Annotated in this window: 17 protein-coding genes and 1 pseudogene; 8 read left to right on the top strand and 10 right to left on the bottom strand. The window is 66.9% G+C overall.

The annotated features are described in order from the left end of the window. Nucleotides 1-224: 224 nt before the first annotated feature. Together ABE463_RS06075 and grxD are read right to left on the bottom strand one after the other, a co-directional pair. Complete coding sequence (locus ABE463_RS06075; protein WP_346467544.1) at nt 225-965, bottom strand: SDR family NAD(P)-dependent oxidoreductase; 741 nt, start codon at nt 963-965, stop codon at nt 225-227. Further along, nucleotides 962-1,282 carry a Grx4 family monothiol glutaredoxin gene (grxD, locus tag ABE463_RS06080; RefSeq protein ID WP_019186185.1) on the bottom strand — a complete coding sequence of 107 codons (321 nt, stop codon included), beginning with the start codon at nt 1,280-1,282 and terminating at the stop codon, nt 962-964. Before grxD ends, ABE463_RS06075 begins: the two co-directional genes overlap by 4 nt. A 162-nt stretch (nt 1,283-1,444) precedes the next feature. Here grxD and ABE463_RS06085 point away from each other — a divergent pair, with 162 nt between their 5' ends. Then, the gene (locus tag ABE463_RS06085) at nt 1,445-2,026 is read left to right on the top strand and encodes a Fe-Mn family superoxide dismutase (protein ID WP_346467604.1); all 582 of its coding nucleotides are present in this window, start codon (nt 1,445-1,447) and stop codon (nt 2,024-2,026) included. A 93-nt stretch (nt 2,027-2,119) separates the two neighbouring features. Here the strand turns inward: ABE463_RS06085 and ABE463_RS06090 are convergent. Continuing rightward, nucleotides 2,120-3,244: pseudogene (locus ABE463_RS06090) on the bottom strand (5-(carboxyamino)imidazole ribonucleotide synthase); the annotation flags it as partial. Continuing rightward, a complete protein-coding gene (gene purE / locus ABE463_RS06095) occupies nt 3,241-3,744 on the bottom strand; it encodes a 5-(carboxyamino)imidazole ribonucleotide mutase (RefSeq protein WP_019186188.1) in 504 nt (167 codons plus the stop codon). The gene purE and the pseudogene ABE463_RS06090, both read right to left, overlap by 4 nt. 59 nt (nt 3,745-3,803) lie before the next feature. On the opposite strand from purE, the gene ABE463_RS06100 reads away from it, so the two are divergent. The 4 genes from ABE463_RS06100 (at nt 3,804) to ABE463_RS06115 (ending at nt 6,446) form a co-directional block, all read left to right on the top strand. Further along, a complete protein-coding gene (locus tag ABE463_RS06100; RefSeq protein WP_019186189.1) occupies nt 3,804-4,073 on the top strand; it encodes a Trm112 family protein in 270 nt (89 codons plus the stop codon). Continuing rightward, complete coding sequence (gene nadC / locus ABE463_RS06105) at nt 4,070-4,927, top strand: carboxylating nicotinate-nucleotide diphosphorylase (RefSeq protein WP_346467545.1); 858 nt, start codon at nt 4,070-4,072, stop codon at nt 4,925-4,927. The genes ABE463_RS06100 and nadC overlap by 4 nt, the downstream gene beginning before the upstream one ends. A gap of 97 nt (nt 4,928-5,024) precedes the next feature. Further along, nucleotides 5,025-6,005 carry a DUF2272 domain-containing protein gene (locus ABE463_RS06110; protein ID WP_346467546.1) on the top strand — a complete coding sequence of 327 codons (981 nt, stop codon included), beginning with the start codon at nt 5,025-5,027 and terminating at the stop codon, nt 6,003-6,005. Between the two features lie 84 nt (nt 6,006-6,089). Beyond that, a complete protein-coding gene (locus ABE463_RS06115) occupies nt 6,090-6,446 on the top strand; it encodes a DUF3301 domain-containing protein (RefSeq protein ID WP_019186192.1) in 357 nt (118 codons plus the stop codon). Between the two features lie 32 nt (nt 6,447-6,478). On the opposite strand, the gene ABE463_RS06120 is transcribed toward ABE463_RS06115, so the two are convergent. The 6 genes from ABE463_RS06120 to ABE463_RS06145 form a co-directional block, all read right to left on the bottom strand. Beyond that, on the bottom strand, nt 6,479-6,922 hold the full coding sequence (locus ABE463_RS06120) for a ClpXP protease specificity-enhancing factor (RefSeq protein ID WP_121041657.1): 444 nt from the start codon (nt 6,920-6,922) through the stop codon (nt 6,479-6,481). Nucleotides 6,923-7,073: 151 nt separating this feature from the next. Next, nucleotides 7,074-7,709 (bottom strand): glutathione S-transferase N-terminal domain-containing protein, encoded by a 636-nt coding sequence (locus ABE463_RS06125; RefSeq protein WP_019186262.1) that lies wholly within the window; start codon nt 7,707-7,709, stop codon nt 7,074-7,076. Nucleotides 7,710-7,869: 160 nt separating this feature from the next. Beyond that, on the bottom strand, nt 7,870-8,571 hold the full coding sequence (locus ABE463_RS06130) for a cytochrome c1 (protein WP_346467605.1): 702 nt from the start codon (nt 8,569-8,571) through the stop codon (nt 7,870-7,872). Nucleotides 8,572-8,608: 37 nt separating this feature from the next. Beyond that, a complete protein-coding gene (locus tag ABE463_RS06135; RefSeq protein WP_123728838.1) occupies nt 8,609-9,868 on the bottom strand; it encodes a cytochrome bc complex cytochrome b subunit in 1,260 nt (419 codons plus the stop codon). A 2-nt stretch (nt 9,869-9,870) separates the two neighbouring features. Then, nucleotides 9,871-10,491: a ubiquinol-cytochrome c reductase iron-sulfur subunit gene (gene petA / locus ABE463_RS06140; protein ID WP_070426998.1), complete on the bottom strand. Its 621-nt coding sequence runs from the start codon at nt 10,489-10,491 to the stop codon at nt 9,871-9,873. A 171-nt stretch (nt 10,492-10,662) separates the two neighbouring features. Continuing rightward, a complete protein-coding gene (locus ABE463_RS06145; protein WP_346467547.1) occupies nt 10,663-11,628 on the bottom strand; it encodes a lytic transglycosylase domain-containing protein in 966 nt (321 codons plus the stop codon). A 119-nt stretch (nt 11,629-11,747) separates the two neighbouring features. On the opposite strand from ABE463_RS06145, the gene miaB reads away from it, so the two are divergent. The 3 genes from miaB (at nt 11,748) to ybeY (ending at nt 14,917) form a co-directional block, all read left to right on the top strand. Beyond that, on the top strand, nt 11,748-13,211 hold the full coding sequence (gene miaB, locus ABE463_RS06150; RefSeq protein WP_346467548.1) for a tRNA (N6-isopentenyl adenosine(37)-C2)-methylthiotransferase MiaB: 1,464 nt from the start codon (nt 11,748-11,750) through the stop codon (nt 13,209-13,211). Between the two features lie 237 nt (nt 13,212-13,448). Further along, a complete protein-coding gene (locus ABE463_RS06155; protein ID WP_088433024.1) occupies nt 13,449-14,435 on the top strand; it encodes a PhoH family protein in 987 nt (328 codons plus the stop codon). Next, complete coding sequence (gene ybeY, locus ABE463_RS06160; protein ID WP_019185849.1) at nt 14,432-14,917, top strand: rRNA maturation RNase YbeY; 486 nt, start codon at nt 14,432-14,434, stop codon at nt 14,915-14,917. The genes ABE463_RS06155 and ybeY overlap by 4 nt, the downstream gene beginning before the upstream one ends. Nucleotides 14,918-14,939: the final 22 nt, after the last annotated feature.

Below are 14,939 nucleotides of genomic sequence, written 5' to 3' on the forward strand. Positions count from 1 at the left end.
GACGGTTTGGCGACAAAACACACGCCATCACAACGGGATCGTGACGCTATCTTCACATTTGATTGTGACCGGCTGAATGCGGGCCATTTGGCGCCGCCAGCGGTTTCGGGAGGGTCTCCGCGGGGTTTTCAAGGTTCACTGGGAGCCGGCCAGCGGCCGGCACTACCTGACAGCCGTGGGACGGCCCTGAGCACGGTCACCCAACGGTGACGCCCTTCCCGCGCTCAAGCCTCGAGAATCTGGCCGCGATGGGCAGCGCCGGCAGCGGACAGCAGCAGCACCGCCGCCGCGGCGCACTCGGCCGGGTCACGGGCGCTGCGGTCCTCATCCAGCGAAAAGGCACGGGCGCGCAGCGCGGTGCGCATCGGGCCGGGCTGCAGGCCAGTGACCCGTACCGGGCTGCGGCCGAGTTCGTCGTGCAGGGAGGCGATCAGGCCGCGCACGCCGTGCTGGGCTGCACCGTAGCCGCCCCAATAAGCCTGCCCCACCCGCGCCGGGTCATCCACGGTGAACACCAGGGCGGCATCCTCGGATTGGCGCAGCAGCGGGAGGCAGGCTTGGGCCAGCCAGGCCGGGGCGGTCAGGTTCACGTGGACTGCGCGGGCGAAGGCGGCCGGGTCGGCCAGTTCGAACGGGGTCAGCCCGGCGAAATCAGCTGCGCAATAGAGAACACCATCGAGATGGCCGAGCTCGGAGTGCAGGCGCTCGGCCAGGGTGACGTAGTCGTCGGGGGTGGCCCCTTCCAGATCCAGCGGATACAGCAGCGGCTCCGGGCCGGCGGCTTCGACCGCTGCGTAGACCCGATCCAGCCGACGTGGCTTGCGCCCCAGCAGGACCACGGTTGCCCCGGCCTGTGCGCAGGCGACGGCCGCGGCGCTGCCAAAGCCTCCCCCGGCTCCGGCGATGAGAATGACGCGATCGGCGAGCGATCCGGTCCCGACCACCACGGACGGGACCGCACTCACGGCTGGGACGCCTCTTCGACGATGCGCTTGAGCTCGCCCGATTCGAACAGCTCCAGCACGATGTCGCAGCCGCCGATCAGCTCGCCGTGGATGAACAGCTGCGGGAACGTCGGCAGGTTGGAGAAGCGCGGCAGATTGGCGCGGATCTCGGGTTCTTCCAGCACGTTGACCGTGCGCAGCGCGATCGCGCCGGCGGCCATCAATGCCTGGATGGCACGGCTTGAAAAGCCGCACATGGGGTATTGCGGGGTGCCCTTCATGAACAACACGAGGGGGTAACGTTCGACTTCGGACTGGATCTGCTGCATCACCGCCACAACGACTCTCCCTCCAATGGGACAACCCGGCCTCACCGGTCGGATAGACTTCCCTGGCCGCCATTGTATGCCCTACCTTCGCGTGGTGGGCACCCTGCCATCCGCCACACTGATGACAATCCGCCACGGATCGGCGCTCTCCCTTCCCAATCTGTCGTGCCCATGCCCCTCGAACTGCCTCGCCTTCCCTACGACCGCGCCGCCCTTCAGCCTCACCTCTCCGCGGAGACGCTGGACCTGCACCACGGGCGGCACTTGCGTGGCTACCTGGACACGGTCAACGCGCGTATTGAAGGCACGGAGTTGGCCGAGCTGCCACTGGAGGAGATCGTCCGGCAGAGCCAGGGCAGCCTGTTCGATGCGGCCGCGCAGGCGTGGAACCACCAGTTCTATTTCCAGTGTCTGCATCCACGCGCCGGGGGCGATCCGCAGGGCCGGCTGGGTGAACTGGTGACCCGTCATTTCGGCGACGCCAAGCGGCTGCGCGAGGCCTTCGACCGTGCGGCGTTGACCCTGTTCGGCTCGGGCTGGGTGTGGCTGGTGCAGCACTCCAACGGTGCGCTGGCGATCCAGGTCACGCGCAACGCGGGCACGCCGCTGACCGGCGAGAGCACCCCGCTGCTGGCCTGCGATGTGTGGGAACACGCGTATTACATCGACTACCAGAACGAGCGCGCGCGCTATCTGGAGTCGTTCTGGAAGCTGGTGAACTGGGACTTCGTTACCGCGCAATTGCGCGATTGAGGTCCGGTAGCGCACGACCCGTGGTCGTGCGGCCAGGGAGTGGCCGCCGCGGGCCGGCCCCCCACGCCCTCCACCGCGCCGGCTCGTGCTTAACGGCGCGACCTGGTCGGCGCGATCCAGCTGCCCGCCGACGCTTTCCAATGCACCGGCCAACGCCGCCGCATCATCGTCGCGCAGCGTGGCATGGCCGACCTTGCGGCCGTCCCGCGCCTGCTTGCCGTAATCGTGCCAATGGCCGCTGGCCTGGCCGAGCACGGCCGCAGCCTCGGGCATCTGCCCGATCCAGTTGAGCATGCAGGCATGGCCGAGCATGCGCGTGTCGCCCAGCGGCAGGCCAAGCACGGCACGCAGGTGGTTTTCGAACTGCGACGTCTCGCTGCCCTCGATGGTCCAGTGGCCGGAATTGTGCACGCGCGGCGCCATCTCGTTGGCCAGCAGCTCATCGCCGCGGCAGAACAGTTCGAGCGCGAACACGCCGACATAGTCCAGGCGCTCGGCGAGCGTACGGGCGTAGCCGATGGCCGCCTCGTGCTGCGCCGCCGGCAGCTGCGCCGGGGCCAGGCTGGCCGAGAGCACGCCATCGACGTGCCAGTTGCCGGTGATCGGCCAGGCGCGGAACTCGCCATCCTGCCCGCGGACCGCCACCACACTGACTTCGCGATCAAAGGCGACGAAGCCTTCCAGAATCAGCCCGGTCTTGTCGACCTGGCTGCCGAGGGTGTCCCAGGCCGCGTCGATGTCGGCCGCGCTGCGGATCCGGAACTGGCCCTTGCCGTCATAGCCCAGCCGGCGGGTCTTGACGATGCAGGGCATGCCGAACTCGGCGACCTTGGCCGCCAGTTCGTCGCGGCTGCGGATATCGGCGAAGGCCGGCAGCGGGATGCCGAGCGACTGGAACAGGGTCTTCTCACTGAGCCGATCCTGGGCCACGGCCAGCGCATCCGGATTGGGATACACCGGCACGCGCTCGGCCAGGAACTTCGCGCTGCGTGCCGGCACGTTCTCGAAGTCGAAGGTCACCACGTCCACGCGCGCGGCGAAGGCAGCCAGGGCGGCCTCATCCTCGAACGCGGCCACCTGCAGCGGTGCCACCTGGGCACCACAGGCATCGGCGGCCGGGTCGAACAGCTCGAAGCGCAGCCCCATTGGCGCACCGGCCAGGACCATCATGCGGGCGAGCTGACCGCCGCCCAGAATCCCAACGGTCCTGGTGGTCATTGACGCGGGTCGTCGTGGGCCATGACGTCTTCGGTCTGGCGGGCGCGGAAGGCCTCGAGCGCTTCACCGATCGCCGGCTGGTCCGAGGCCAGCATGGCGGCTGCGAACAACGCCGCGTTGGAGGCGCCGGCGTTGCCGATGGCGAAGGTGGCGACCGGAATACCGGCTGGCATCTGCACGATGGAGAGCAGCGAATCCATGCCGTTCAGGGCCTTGGACTGCACCGGCACGCCCAGCACCGGCACGGCGGTCTTGGCGGCGATCATACCCGGCAGGTGCGCGGCCCCGCCGGCACCGGCGATGATCGCGCGCAGGCCACGCTGGCCCGCCTGCTCGGCGTAGGTGAACAGCACGTCCGGCGTGCGATGCGCCGAGACCACTTTCACTTCATAGGGAACGCCCAGCGAATCCAGCTTCTGGGCGGCGTGCTGCATGGTTTCCCAATCCGAGCGGGATCCCATGACGATGCCGACGAGCGGCGCGGTTTGGTTGAGGGTCATTGGCCGTCACCTGCCTTAAAGACGTATTCTAGCCGTCTTCCACGCAAGACGAAGAATCCATGGATCGCAAGCTGCTCGACCTCCTGTGCTCGCCCGATACGCGCCAGCCCCTGTCCCTGCTCGACGCCACCGGCCTGGACGCGCTCAACCGCGCGATCGGCAGCGGTGCCGTGCTCAAGGCCGATGGCAGCCCGCAGGCGCAGACGCTGCGCGAGGCCCTGCTGACCCGTGACCGCAAGCAGGTGTTCCGCGTGGACGACGGCATCCCGGTGCTGCTGGCCGAAGAGGCCATCGCCACCGCCCAGATCGCCGATTTCCCGGAAAAATGAGCCACCTCCCCGTGCCGGCCCCCGAGGCCGCCCTGGTGGCCGCCGATGTGGCCCGTGCGCTGGCCGAGGACATCGGCAGCGGTGATGTCACCGCCGCCCTGCTCCCGGACCGCCCCGACAGCGCCTACCTGCTGTGCAAGCAGGACGCGGTGATCGCCGGCCGCCCCTGGTTCGATGCGACCCATCGGGCGCTCGATCCGGAAGTCAGGATTGAGTGGCGGGTGGCCGAGGGCGACCGCGTCGCCGCCGGCACCGTGCTGGCGCTGCTGCAGGGCCGCAACCGCAGCCTGGTGAGCGCGGAGCGGACCTCGTTGAACTTCCTGCAGACACTGTCCGGCACGGCCACCACCACCGCGCAGTACGTCGCGGCGGTGGCCGGTACTGGCGCCCGGATCCTGGACACCCGCAAGACCCTGCCCGGCCTGCGTGTCGCGCAGAAATACGCGGTGCGCTGCGGCGGCGGCGACAACCATCGCCTGGGCCTGTTCGACACGGTGATGCTCAAAGAAAACCACATCCGCGCGGCCGGCTCGCTGACCGCTGCGGTGCTGGCGGCGCGTGCGCATTGGCCGGCGTTGCCGCTGGTGGTCGAGGTCGAAGACCTGGACCAGCTGCGCGAGGCGCTGGAGGTGGGCTGCACCCGCATCCTCATCGACGATTTCGACGCCGCCACGCGGCGCGAAGCGGTGCGCATCGCGGCCGGGCGGATTCCGCTGGAGGTGTCCGGCAGTGTCGGTCTGGACGGGCTGCGCGCGATCGCCGAGGACGGCGTCGACTGCATCTCCATTGGCGGGCTGACCAAGCATGTGCAGGCGATCGATCTGTCATTGAAGCTGGGCCCGCCCCCGGGCTGACGCGCGCGCCGATCCACGATCAACGCCCAGCCGCACTTTCACGGTATGGGCAGATGCGGTCTGCGAGGCTGCGTCTGCCCCCACCTGGAATGCACGCATGCGCTGCCTGCCGCTTCTCGCCTGCCTGTCTCCCCTGCTCGCGCTGCTGCCGCTGCAGGCGTCCGCCGCCGAGGTCTGCAATGTGCCCCCGCGGTTCGGGCTGAGTCCGCTGGCCGTGGCCATCGTGCAGACCGCCTGCAACGAACACCGCCTCTGGTATCGGCCCTTCATCGACCGTGATGGCCGCGCGGCCAGCCTCAGCGTGACCGAAGCCGAAGATGTCCACCTGGCCGACAACGGCCTCGTCGCCTGGCAGCGGGTGGTCGGCTACTGGCGGCAGAGCGGCACGTTGTCGCCGATGGGCAGCCAACCCGGCGCATCAAGCTGCATGGCCCCACCGGGCACGCGCTACACCGACACCGACTGCCGTGCGTTCCTGGTGGACAACCCGTGGTCAGCCGCCTTCATTTCCTGGGTGATGACCCGCGCCTCCGTGCCCGGCTTTACCCGGTCGCCCCGGCATATCGACTACATCCGCGCCGCGTACCAGAACAGCGGGCCGTACCGGATGACCGATCCGGCGCAGGAGAAACCCGCGCCCGGCGACCTGCTGTGCTACCTGCGCGACCGGCGCGAGACACTGAGCTACAGCGGGCTGGTGCAGTCGCTGGGCAGCGGCGCGGTGACGCATTGGAAATCACATTGCGAGGTGGTGATCGCGGCCAACATGGGCGGCGACCGCACGCTGTATCTGATCGGCGGCAATGTCATGAACACCGTGGCGTTGCGCAAGCTGTCGCTGGACCGCAGCGGCCGCATCGAGCTGCCGCCCGCAAAGGCCAGCGCGGGCGATGGGGTGGATCTGGGCTGCACCCCGGGCCGCGAAGAGGAATGCAGCTTCAATCGCCAGGACTGGGCCGCACTGCTGAAGCTGGTGGCGACCGCGCCGGCGACGATGCCGACGGATGCGCCCGTTCCGACCGGCATGCCGTTGCCCAATTCGATGACACCGCCCCCACCGCCATCGCGCACGCCGTGATGCCAAACGCGCGGATGGCTTGATCCGCGCCGCATTCGTCGCCATCTTGGGGGGACCGACCTCCCTGACCGCGCCGAGTCACCGATGCCCAGTTTGATCCTGTTGATGATTGCCGGCGCGTTCGCCTACGCCTTCTGGAATTCCTCGCGTGCCGCCGCCGAGCGTGCCGGCGTGCTCGGGCGCAATGCCTGCCGCGCTGCCGATGTGCAGTGGCTGGACCAGAGCGTGCACGCCACCGGCCTGCGCGTGTGCCGCAAGGACAACGGCTGGCTGGGCTGGGAGCGTACCTTCAAGTTCGAGTACTCGCACGATGGCGTGGACCGGCACAGCGGGCGCATGGTGCTGCGCGGTGATCAGCTGATCACGTTCGTCGGGCCATCGGCGGCGCGGATCAGCGAGATCCGCCGCGATATCGATACGCGCGATGCCGAGGACGTCTGATGAAATGGCCGCCTTGCGGCGGCCATTGAGTCTTACTTGACCACCCGCAGATGCGGGCGACCGCTGGGCTTGGGCGGTGCGTCATCCGGCGGGGTCGGTGAATCGTCCGGCGGCAGCTCATCGTCCGGACCCGGCTCATGGCCCGGGATGTCATCCGGCAGCGCCATGCCCTGCCCCGTCTCGCGGGCATACACCGCCAGCACGGCCGAGATCGGCACCTGCACCGGGTAGCTGGTGCCGGAGAAGCGGGCCGAGAAGCTCACGCTGTCATTATCGATATGCAGGCGCACCACGGCGCGCTCGGCGATGTTCAGGACGACGCGGCCGTCCTTGACCGCGCTCTGCGGCACCTGCACGCCAGGCAGGCCGGCGTCGACCAGAATATGCGGCGTCAGGTCGTTGTCATTGATCCATTCCACCAGGGCCCGCAACAGGTACGGACGGTGGCTGGTCATGCGAAAAGTGTCTTCAGTCATGTGGTAGAGCCGAGCCGTGCTCGGCTGCTCTTGATCCGGATTGCCTGGTGCAAGTGTACGCGCCCGCCTACCCGCAGGTCAGCCATGGCGCGTACCGGCACCGCGATTTCGTTCAGTCCACCGGTGCCGCACGCGGCACACGTCCCGCCGATCAGACCGGCAGATCGCGCAGCTTCTTTTCCTGGTCGGTCAGGCTGCGGATGAAGCCGGGGTGCCGGAAAATGCGGTTGCCATAATCCTCGATCGACTTGCCATCCTTCGGCAGCGGCACGTCCAGCGCCTGCAGCCGCCAGATGATCGGCGCCATCGCGCAATCGGCCAGGCTCATTTCCGGGTTGAGGAAGAACTTGCTGGCCTTGAACAGCGGCACCGCGCTGGTCAGCAGTTCCTTGAGCCGCTTGCGGCCCGCCTCGGCCTGGGTCTTGTTGCCCAGCTGGATGGCCTGCACCTGCGGTACCCAATCGTGTTCGATGCGCAGCATCGCCAGGCGGATGCGTGCCCGCGAGAGCGGATCGACCGGCATCAATGGCGGGTGCGGATAGCGCTCGTCCAGATACTCACTGACCACCGATGCCGCGTACAGCACCAGCTCGCGCTCCACGAGGGTGGGCACGGAGTGGTACGGGTTGAGATCGATGAGATCTTCGGGCGGGTTCTGCGGATCGACCGGCACCGAGTCATAGGTGACGCCCTTGGCCGCCAGTACCAGCCGCACGCGATGGCACAGCACATCGTCGTTCGAGGAAAACAGCGTCAGGGTATTCCGCATGCGTACGCTCGCCGCCATCAAAGGCTCTCCAACGTCCGGTAACCGCCGGTCGTATCGGCGCCGCCAGCCCATTGCCGACGGTCGTCACAGTACCCGAGTGTGCAACCGCACATCACAAAAGCCAATAGGGCGATGGTCCCACGCGTGGAACGATCGCCACTGGACGGCGCCCGACGGCTCAGTGGACGTCCTTCCAGTATTCCTTCTTGAGCAGATAGGCCAGGAAGGTCAGCAGCGCCAGGAACAGGATCACCCACACGCCCAGCTTCTGGCGTTTGAGCGCAGCCGGCTCGCCGGCGTACTCCAGGAAATTGGTGATGTCGCGCACCGCCTGATCGTACTGGCCGGGATCCATGTTGCCCGGCTGCTCGATCTTCAGGCCGACCACCGGCGGATCTTCACCCGGGTTCTCCGGCTTGCCGTGCACCGCATGCTGCAGCCCCTGCATCTCCCACAGGGGATTGGGCATGGAGGCATTGGGGAACACGGTGTTGTTCCAGCCCAGCGGCCGCGTGGGATCCAGGTAGAACGACTTGAGGTAGGTGTAGACCCAGTCGCTGCCCCGCACGCGCGAGATCAGGCTCAGGTCCGGCGGCATCTTGCCGAACCACTTCTCGGCCTGCGCCTTGGGCATCGTCACCGGGACCGGCTCACCCACCGGGGTGCCGGTGAAGTTGAGGTTGTTCATGACCTCCTCTTCGCTCAGCCCAAGATCGGCGGCCATGCGCGAGTAGCGCAGGTATTTCAGCGCATGGCAGCCGGAGCAGTAGTTCATGTAGAGCTGCGCGCCGCGCTGCAGCGAAGCACGATCGCTCAGGTCATTACCGGCCTGCAGGGTCTTGGCACCTTCGGCGGCATCGGCCACCGCTACGCCAAACATCAGGGCCGCTGCGCAGGCCAGCCGGACAATCCAGTGGTCAGTCATGCGTGGTCACCCGGTCCGGTACCGGCTTGGTCCTGTCCAGCTTGGTCCATAGCGGCATGGTGATGAAGAAGGCGAAATACAGGAAGGTCAGCACGCGCCCGATGTAGGTCTCGTGCGCATCCGTACCCGGGCCGGAGCCGATCACGCCCAGCCATACGAAGCACACCGCGAACATGCCCAGCAGGCCGCGCGAGAGCAGGCCGCGGTAGCGGTAGGACTTGACCCGCGCGCGGTCCAGCCACGGCACCAGGAACAGGATGGCGATCGCCGAGAACATCACGATCACGCCGCCGAGCTTGTTGGGCACCACGCGCAACATGGCGTAGTACGGGGTGTAGTACCAGACCGGCTTGATGTGCTCGGGCGTCACCAGGCGGTTGGCCTCGGTGAAGTTGTCGTGCTCCAGGAACAGCCCGCCGAAGGCCGGGGCGAAGAAGATGATGAAGGCAGCGATGATCAACAGGAAGCCGGCGCCCACCGCATCCTTGAGCGTGTAGTACGGATGGAAGGGAATGCCGTCGGTGGGCGCGGTGGCCGACCAGCGGTTGCCCTTCGGGCCTTTCTTGATCTCCACGCCGTCCGGGTTGTTGGAGCCCACTTCATGCAGCGCGCCCAGGTGCAGCACCACCAGCAGCAACAGCACCAGCGGGAGCGCGATCACATGCAGCGCGAAGAAACGGTTGAGGGTGGCGTCGCTGGGCAGGTAATCGCCCATGATCCATTCGGTCAGGCCGGTGCCGATCACCGGGATCGCGCCGAACAGCGAGATGATCACCTTCGCACCCCAGAACGACATCTGGCCCCATGGCAGCACGTAGCCCATGAAGGCTTCGGCCATCAATACCAGGTAGATCAGCATGCCGAGGATCCAGACCAGTTCGCGCGGCTTCTGGTAACTGCCGTAGAGCAGGCCGCGGAACATGTGCAGGTAGACCACGATGAAGAACAGCGAGGCACCGGTGGAGTGCATGTAGCGGATCAGCCAGCCCCACTCCACATCCCGCATGATGTATTCGATGGAGGCGAACGCTTCGGCCGCGTTCGTCTTGTAGTGCATCGTCAGGAAGATGCCGGTGACGATCTGGTTGACCAGGATCAGCAGCGCCAGCGAGCCGAAGTAGTACCAGATGTTGAAGTTCTTCGGCGCGTAATACTCGCTGACATGCTTGCGGTAGACCGGCATCAGCCCGGGCGCGCGCGCGTTGACCCAGTCGGCCAGGCCGGTGGCGGTGCGGGAAAGGATATTGGCCATGATCAAGCCGCCCCCTGCGGATCAACGCCGATGATGATGGTGTTGTCGTCCTGGTAATGGTGCGGCGGCACCAGCAGGTTGATCGGTGCCGGAACATCCTTGAACACGCGACCGGACATATCGAAGCGCGACTTGTGGCAGGGGCAGAAATAGCCGCCTTTCCACTGCGGGTCGTAGGGCTCGGGGCGGATCTCGGCGACCATTTCCGGCGAACAGCCCAGATGGGTGCACAGCCCGACCAGCACCGAGACCTCGGCCTTGATCGAACGGAATTCGGGATTCTGCTTGAGCACGTACTCGGGCTGCTGTTCTTTCTCGCCCGAGCCGGGATCCTTGAGGCGGCCGTCCAGCCCGTGCAGCGCATCGAGGATGGCCTTGGAGCGCTTGACGATCCAGATCGGCTGTCCACGCCACTCCATGACCAGACGCTGGCCTTCCTGGAGCGCACTGATGTCGGCAATCACCGGGGCACCGGCCAATTTGGCGCGGGCGCTGGGATTCCAGGACTTGATGAACGGTACCGCTGCAAATCCGACGCCGACCGCTCCGACCACCGCAGTGGTTGCTGAGAGAAACCGTCGACGTCCAGTATTGACTGGATCGTTTACCCCATCGTTGGCCATCCGGCACTCCGATATTGATTTAGGTAGCTTGAGGCTGCCAGCAGACCGGTGGGGGCCAGTCCACATTGAATCAGCCGCGAGTGTAGCTGAACCGAAGTCGGCCACACAACGCGGTACTACGGAACGACATTACCCCGACAGTACGGCATCAGGTACTCCCGGCGCCATCGGTTATTGCTGGGTGGCGACCGCACTTCGATAGCGGTCGGCCAATACGGCCACCCGCTTCACGTAATACTGGGTCTCGCTGTAAGGGGGCACGCCGCCATGGCGGGCTACCGCACCCTCGCCCGCGTTGTAGCCCGCGGCGGCGAGGGTCAGGTCGCCATTGAAGCGCTTGAGCAGCCAGGACAGGTATTGCACGCCGCCGCGGATGTTCTGCGAAGCATCATAGGAATCACTGACCCCGAAGCGACGCGCGGTGGGCGGCATCAGCTGCATCAGGCCCTGCGCGCCGGCCCGGCTCAGCGCGAGCGGGTTGTAGGCGGACTCGGCATGGATGATCGCGCGCACGATCGCTTCTTCCACCCCGAACTCCCGGGCGGCCGCGGCGATCTCGCTCTGATAGGCCGTGGTGTTGAGGCGGACCGAGCCGAAGTTGACCGAGGGGTTCGCGCCACAGGCATAGCAGCGTTCGATGAAGGTGTAATGGATGGTGCGGACCTGCCCGAGGCTGGCCATCTGGGCCGGGCGTGCGCTGGTGTAATGGCGCACGCCGTCCTTCATATACGAATAGAGCTGACCGCTGCGGACCTGCCCAGCCTTGCCGGCTGCGGGGGCCCGGGTGGGCGGCGCGGTCAGCACGGTGGCCGGAGCCGGAACCGGAGCGGGCGTGATCGCGGTGGCGACCGTGGCGGTATCGGCCCGGGCCGGCGCGGCGGCGCCCCCCGCTGCAGGTGTGGCGCTGGCGATCTGGGCGACCGGGGTCGGCGCGGGCGGCGCAGTCGGGGCCCGGCGGGGCGCGCTGCGGTCGGGCCGGTAGCTGCTGATCACGCTGCAGCTGGCCCCGCCCACGCGCTTGCTCACATAGCTGGGAATGCCGTCGGCACCAACACACTTGTACAGCGTGCCCGCACTGGCCGGCATAGCGGTCAGCGCAGCCAAGGCCAGCGCAGCGATCCCCAACATCCCCTTCATGAGCGGGAGTGTCCCCAATTCGCCGGGGATTGCCAAGGGGGGAGCCCGACCCGGCTACAATGGCCTGCTCACCGCAGCCATCCGGCTGCCTGCCCGCCCACCCGACTGGAATAAGCGCCATGACCGGGACGCCAGCTTCGACCGCGCCGACTTCGGCCGGTTCTGCCTTGCCTGCCTCTGCTCCGCCCAGCTCCGCCCCCCGCCCCGATCTGCTCCCCCTGCCCGGCGCCAAGCCGCAGGTGACCGGTCCGGTGCGCGGCAAGCTGTACATCAAGACCCACGGTTGCCAGATGAACGAGTACGACTCGACCAAGATGGCCGCCGTGCTCGCCGCCTCGGAAGGGCTGGTACTCACCGACGACCCGGCCGAGGCCGACGTGTTGTTGATGAACACCTGCTCGATCCGCGAGAAGGCCCAGGAGAAGGTGTTCAGCCAGCTGGGCTACTGGAAGGCGCTGAAGAACAACGGCCGCGGGGTCATCATCGGCGTCGGCGGCTGCGTGGCCTCACAGGAAGGTGAGGCGATCATCAAGCGCGCGCCGCACGTGGATCTGGTGTTCGGCCCGCAGACCCTGCACCGCCTGCCGGAGCTGATCCGCCAGCGCCGCGAATCGGGCAAATCGCAGGTGGACATCAGCTTCCCGGAAATCGAGAAGTTCGACGCCCTGCCCGAGCCGCGCGCCGAGGGTGCCTCCGCGTTCGTCTCGATCATGGAAGGCTGCTCGAAGTACTGCTCGTTCTGCGTGGTGCCCTACACCCGCGGCACCGAGGTCAGCCGCCCGTTCGAGGACGTGGTGGTGGAGGTGGCGCAGCTGGCCGCCCAGGGCGTGCTGGAGATCAACCTGCTCGGCCAGAACGTCAACGCTTACCGCGGCCCGTATGGCGACGGCGAGTTCGCCGACCTCGGGCTGCTGATCCGGACCATCGCCGAGATCGACGGCGTCGGCCGGATCCGCTTCACCACCTCGCACCCGCTGGAGTTCAGCGATTCGCTGATCGATGCCTACCGCGATGTGCCGCAGCTGGCCAACTTCCTGCACCTGCCCGTGCAGGCGGGCAGCGACCGCGTGCTCTCGGCGATGAAGCGTGGCTACACCGCGTTGGAATTCAAATCCAAGATCCGCAAGCTGCGTGCGGTGCGCCCGGACATCTCGATCAGCTCGGATTTCATCGTCGGTTTCCCCGGCGAGACCGACGCCGAGTTCGAGAAGACCATGAAGCTGATCGAGGACGTAGGCTTCGACCAGAGCTTCTCCTTCATCTATTCACGGCGCCCGGGCACGCCCGCCGCCGATCTGGAAGACACCACCACCGATGCGGAAAAGCACGCGCGCCTGTCGCGCCTGCAGGCCCGGATCAACGAGCAGGCTGCAGCCATCTCGGAAAAGATGGTCGGCACCGTCCAGACCGTGCTGGTGGAAGGCCCGTCCAAGCGCAACCCGAACGAGCTGACCGGCAAGAGCGAGAACATGCGCTCGGTGAATTTCCCGGGGCACCCGCGTTTAATCGGCCAGTTCGTGGATGTGGTGATCACCGAGGCGTACAGCAACTCGCTGCGCGCGCGGATGGTGACGGAAGACTGAGCGGGATGGCCGGACCACGGTGCGGCCATCGTTGACGCTTTTTTGACCACGCAGTTGAACCCTTTGCCGCAGTAAGGCTGGCGCCACCTATCCACAGGTTGCTGCACCGGCGTTGCACAGCCCCTGTGGAAAACCGCTTTCCGCCCGTGCTGTAGCGGCCGCCCCACACCCGCGCTACCCTGTTCTCCCTTTCCCTGCTTGCGGCCCGGTCGGCTGGACCGGCGGCCGCCGGACGCAATGACCGCACTCGCACAACGCGACTTCACCCTCACCCCGGAAGACAACGAGCGCCTGGCCAACATGGCCGGTCCGTTCGACGAGCATCTCCGCCAGGTGGAACTCAAACTCGGCGTGGAAATCGCCAACCGTGGGCATGTGTTCCGCGTGACCGGCCCCAAGGCCGTGGTCGCCGATGCGCAGGCGCTGATCGAAGCGCTGTACGCCGAAGCCGGCGATGTGGTGTTCGACAGCCATGCCATCCACCTGCGGCTGAACCAGGCCAACGTGGAGCATGTGGTCGAGCGCGCCTACGAGGCCCAGGAAGTAGCGATCAAGGTCAAGCGCGGCACCGTGCGCGGCCGCGGTGCCAACCAGGCCCGCTACCTGCATCAGATTACTACCCACGACATCAACTTCGGCATTGGCCCGGCCGGTACCGGCAAGACCTTCCTGGCCGTGGCCAGCGCGGTGGAAGCGCTCAATGAAGCGCGCGTGCAGCGCCTGATCCTGGTCCGCCCGGCAGTGGAGGCCGGCGAGAAGCTGGGCTTCCTGCCCGGCGATCTGAGCCAGAAAGTGGACCCGTATCTGCGGCCGCTGTACGACGCGCTGTACGAAATGCTCGGCGTGGAGAAGGTGCTCAAGCTGCTGGAAAAGAACGTCATCGAGATCGCGCCGCTGGCCTATATGCGCGGCCGCACGCTCAACGATGCGTACGTGATCCTCGACGAAGCGCAGAACACTACCGTCGAGCAGATGAAGATGTTCCTGACCCGGCTGGGCTTCGGCTCCACGGCCGTGGTCACCGGCGACCTCACCCAGACCGATCTGCCCAAGCACGTGAAGTCCGGCCTGCGCGATGCGATCGATGTGCTGCGTGATGTCGAGGGCGTGAGCTTCACCTTCTTCGAAGCACGCGACGTGGTCCGTCACCCGCTGGTGGCCCGCATCGTCAGCGCCTACGACCGCCGCGATCTGCAGCAGGTCCAACCCGGAGCGACCCCATGACCCGTGGTCCCGTGCGACTGGACGTCGCGATCAACTATGCCCTGCCCCGCGCCGGGCTGCCCTCGGCGGTGAGCTTCCGCAAGTGGGTGGCCGCCGCCCTGAAGGGCCGCATCCGCGAGGCCGACCTGGCGATCCGTCTGGTCGATGCCAAGGAAGGCCAGTCGTTGAACCGGCATTACCGCGGCAAGGATTACGCGACCAACGTGCTCAGCTTCCCGGCCGAACTGCCGGAGGGCCTGCCCAAGGGCGTGAAGTTCCCGCTGCTGGGCGATCTGGTGATCTGCGCCCCGGTGGTCGCCCGCGAGGCGGACGAACAGGGCAAGGCACTTAACGCCCACTACGCGCACCTGACCGTGCACGGCGTGCTGCACCTGCTCGGCTGGGACCATGAGGACGAGAAAGAGGCCGATGCCATGGAGCAGCTCGAGCGTGACATCCTGGCCGAACTGGGCATTGCCGATCCGTATGCCGGCGAGCGCTGAGCGCTACTCTCGCAACCTGTGT

This window comes from Stenotrophomonas sp. TWI819, assembly GCF_039673075.1.
GTDB classification, from domain to species: Bacteria; Pseudomonadota; Gammaproteobacteria; order Xanthomonadales; family Xanthomonadaceae; genus Stenotrophomonas; species Stenotrophomonas rhizophila_B.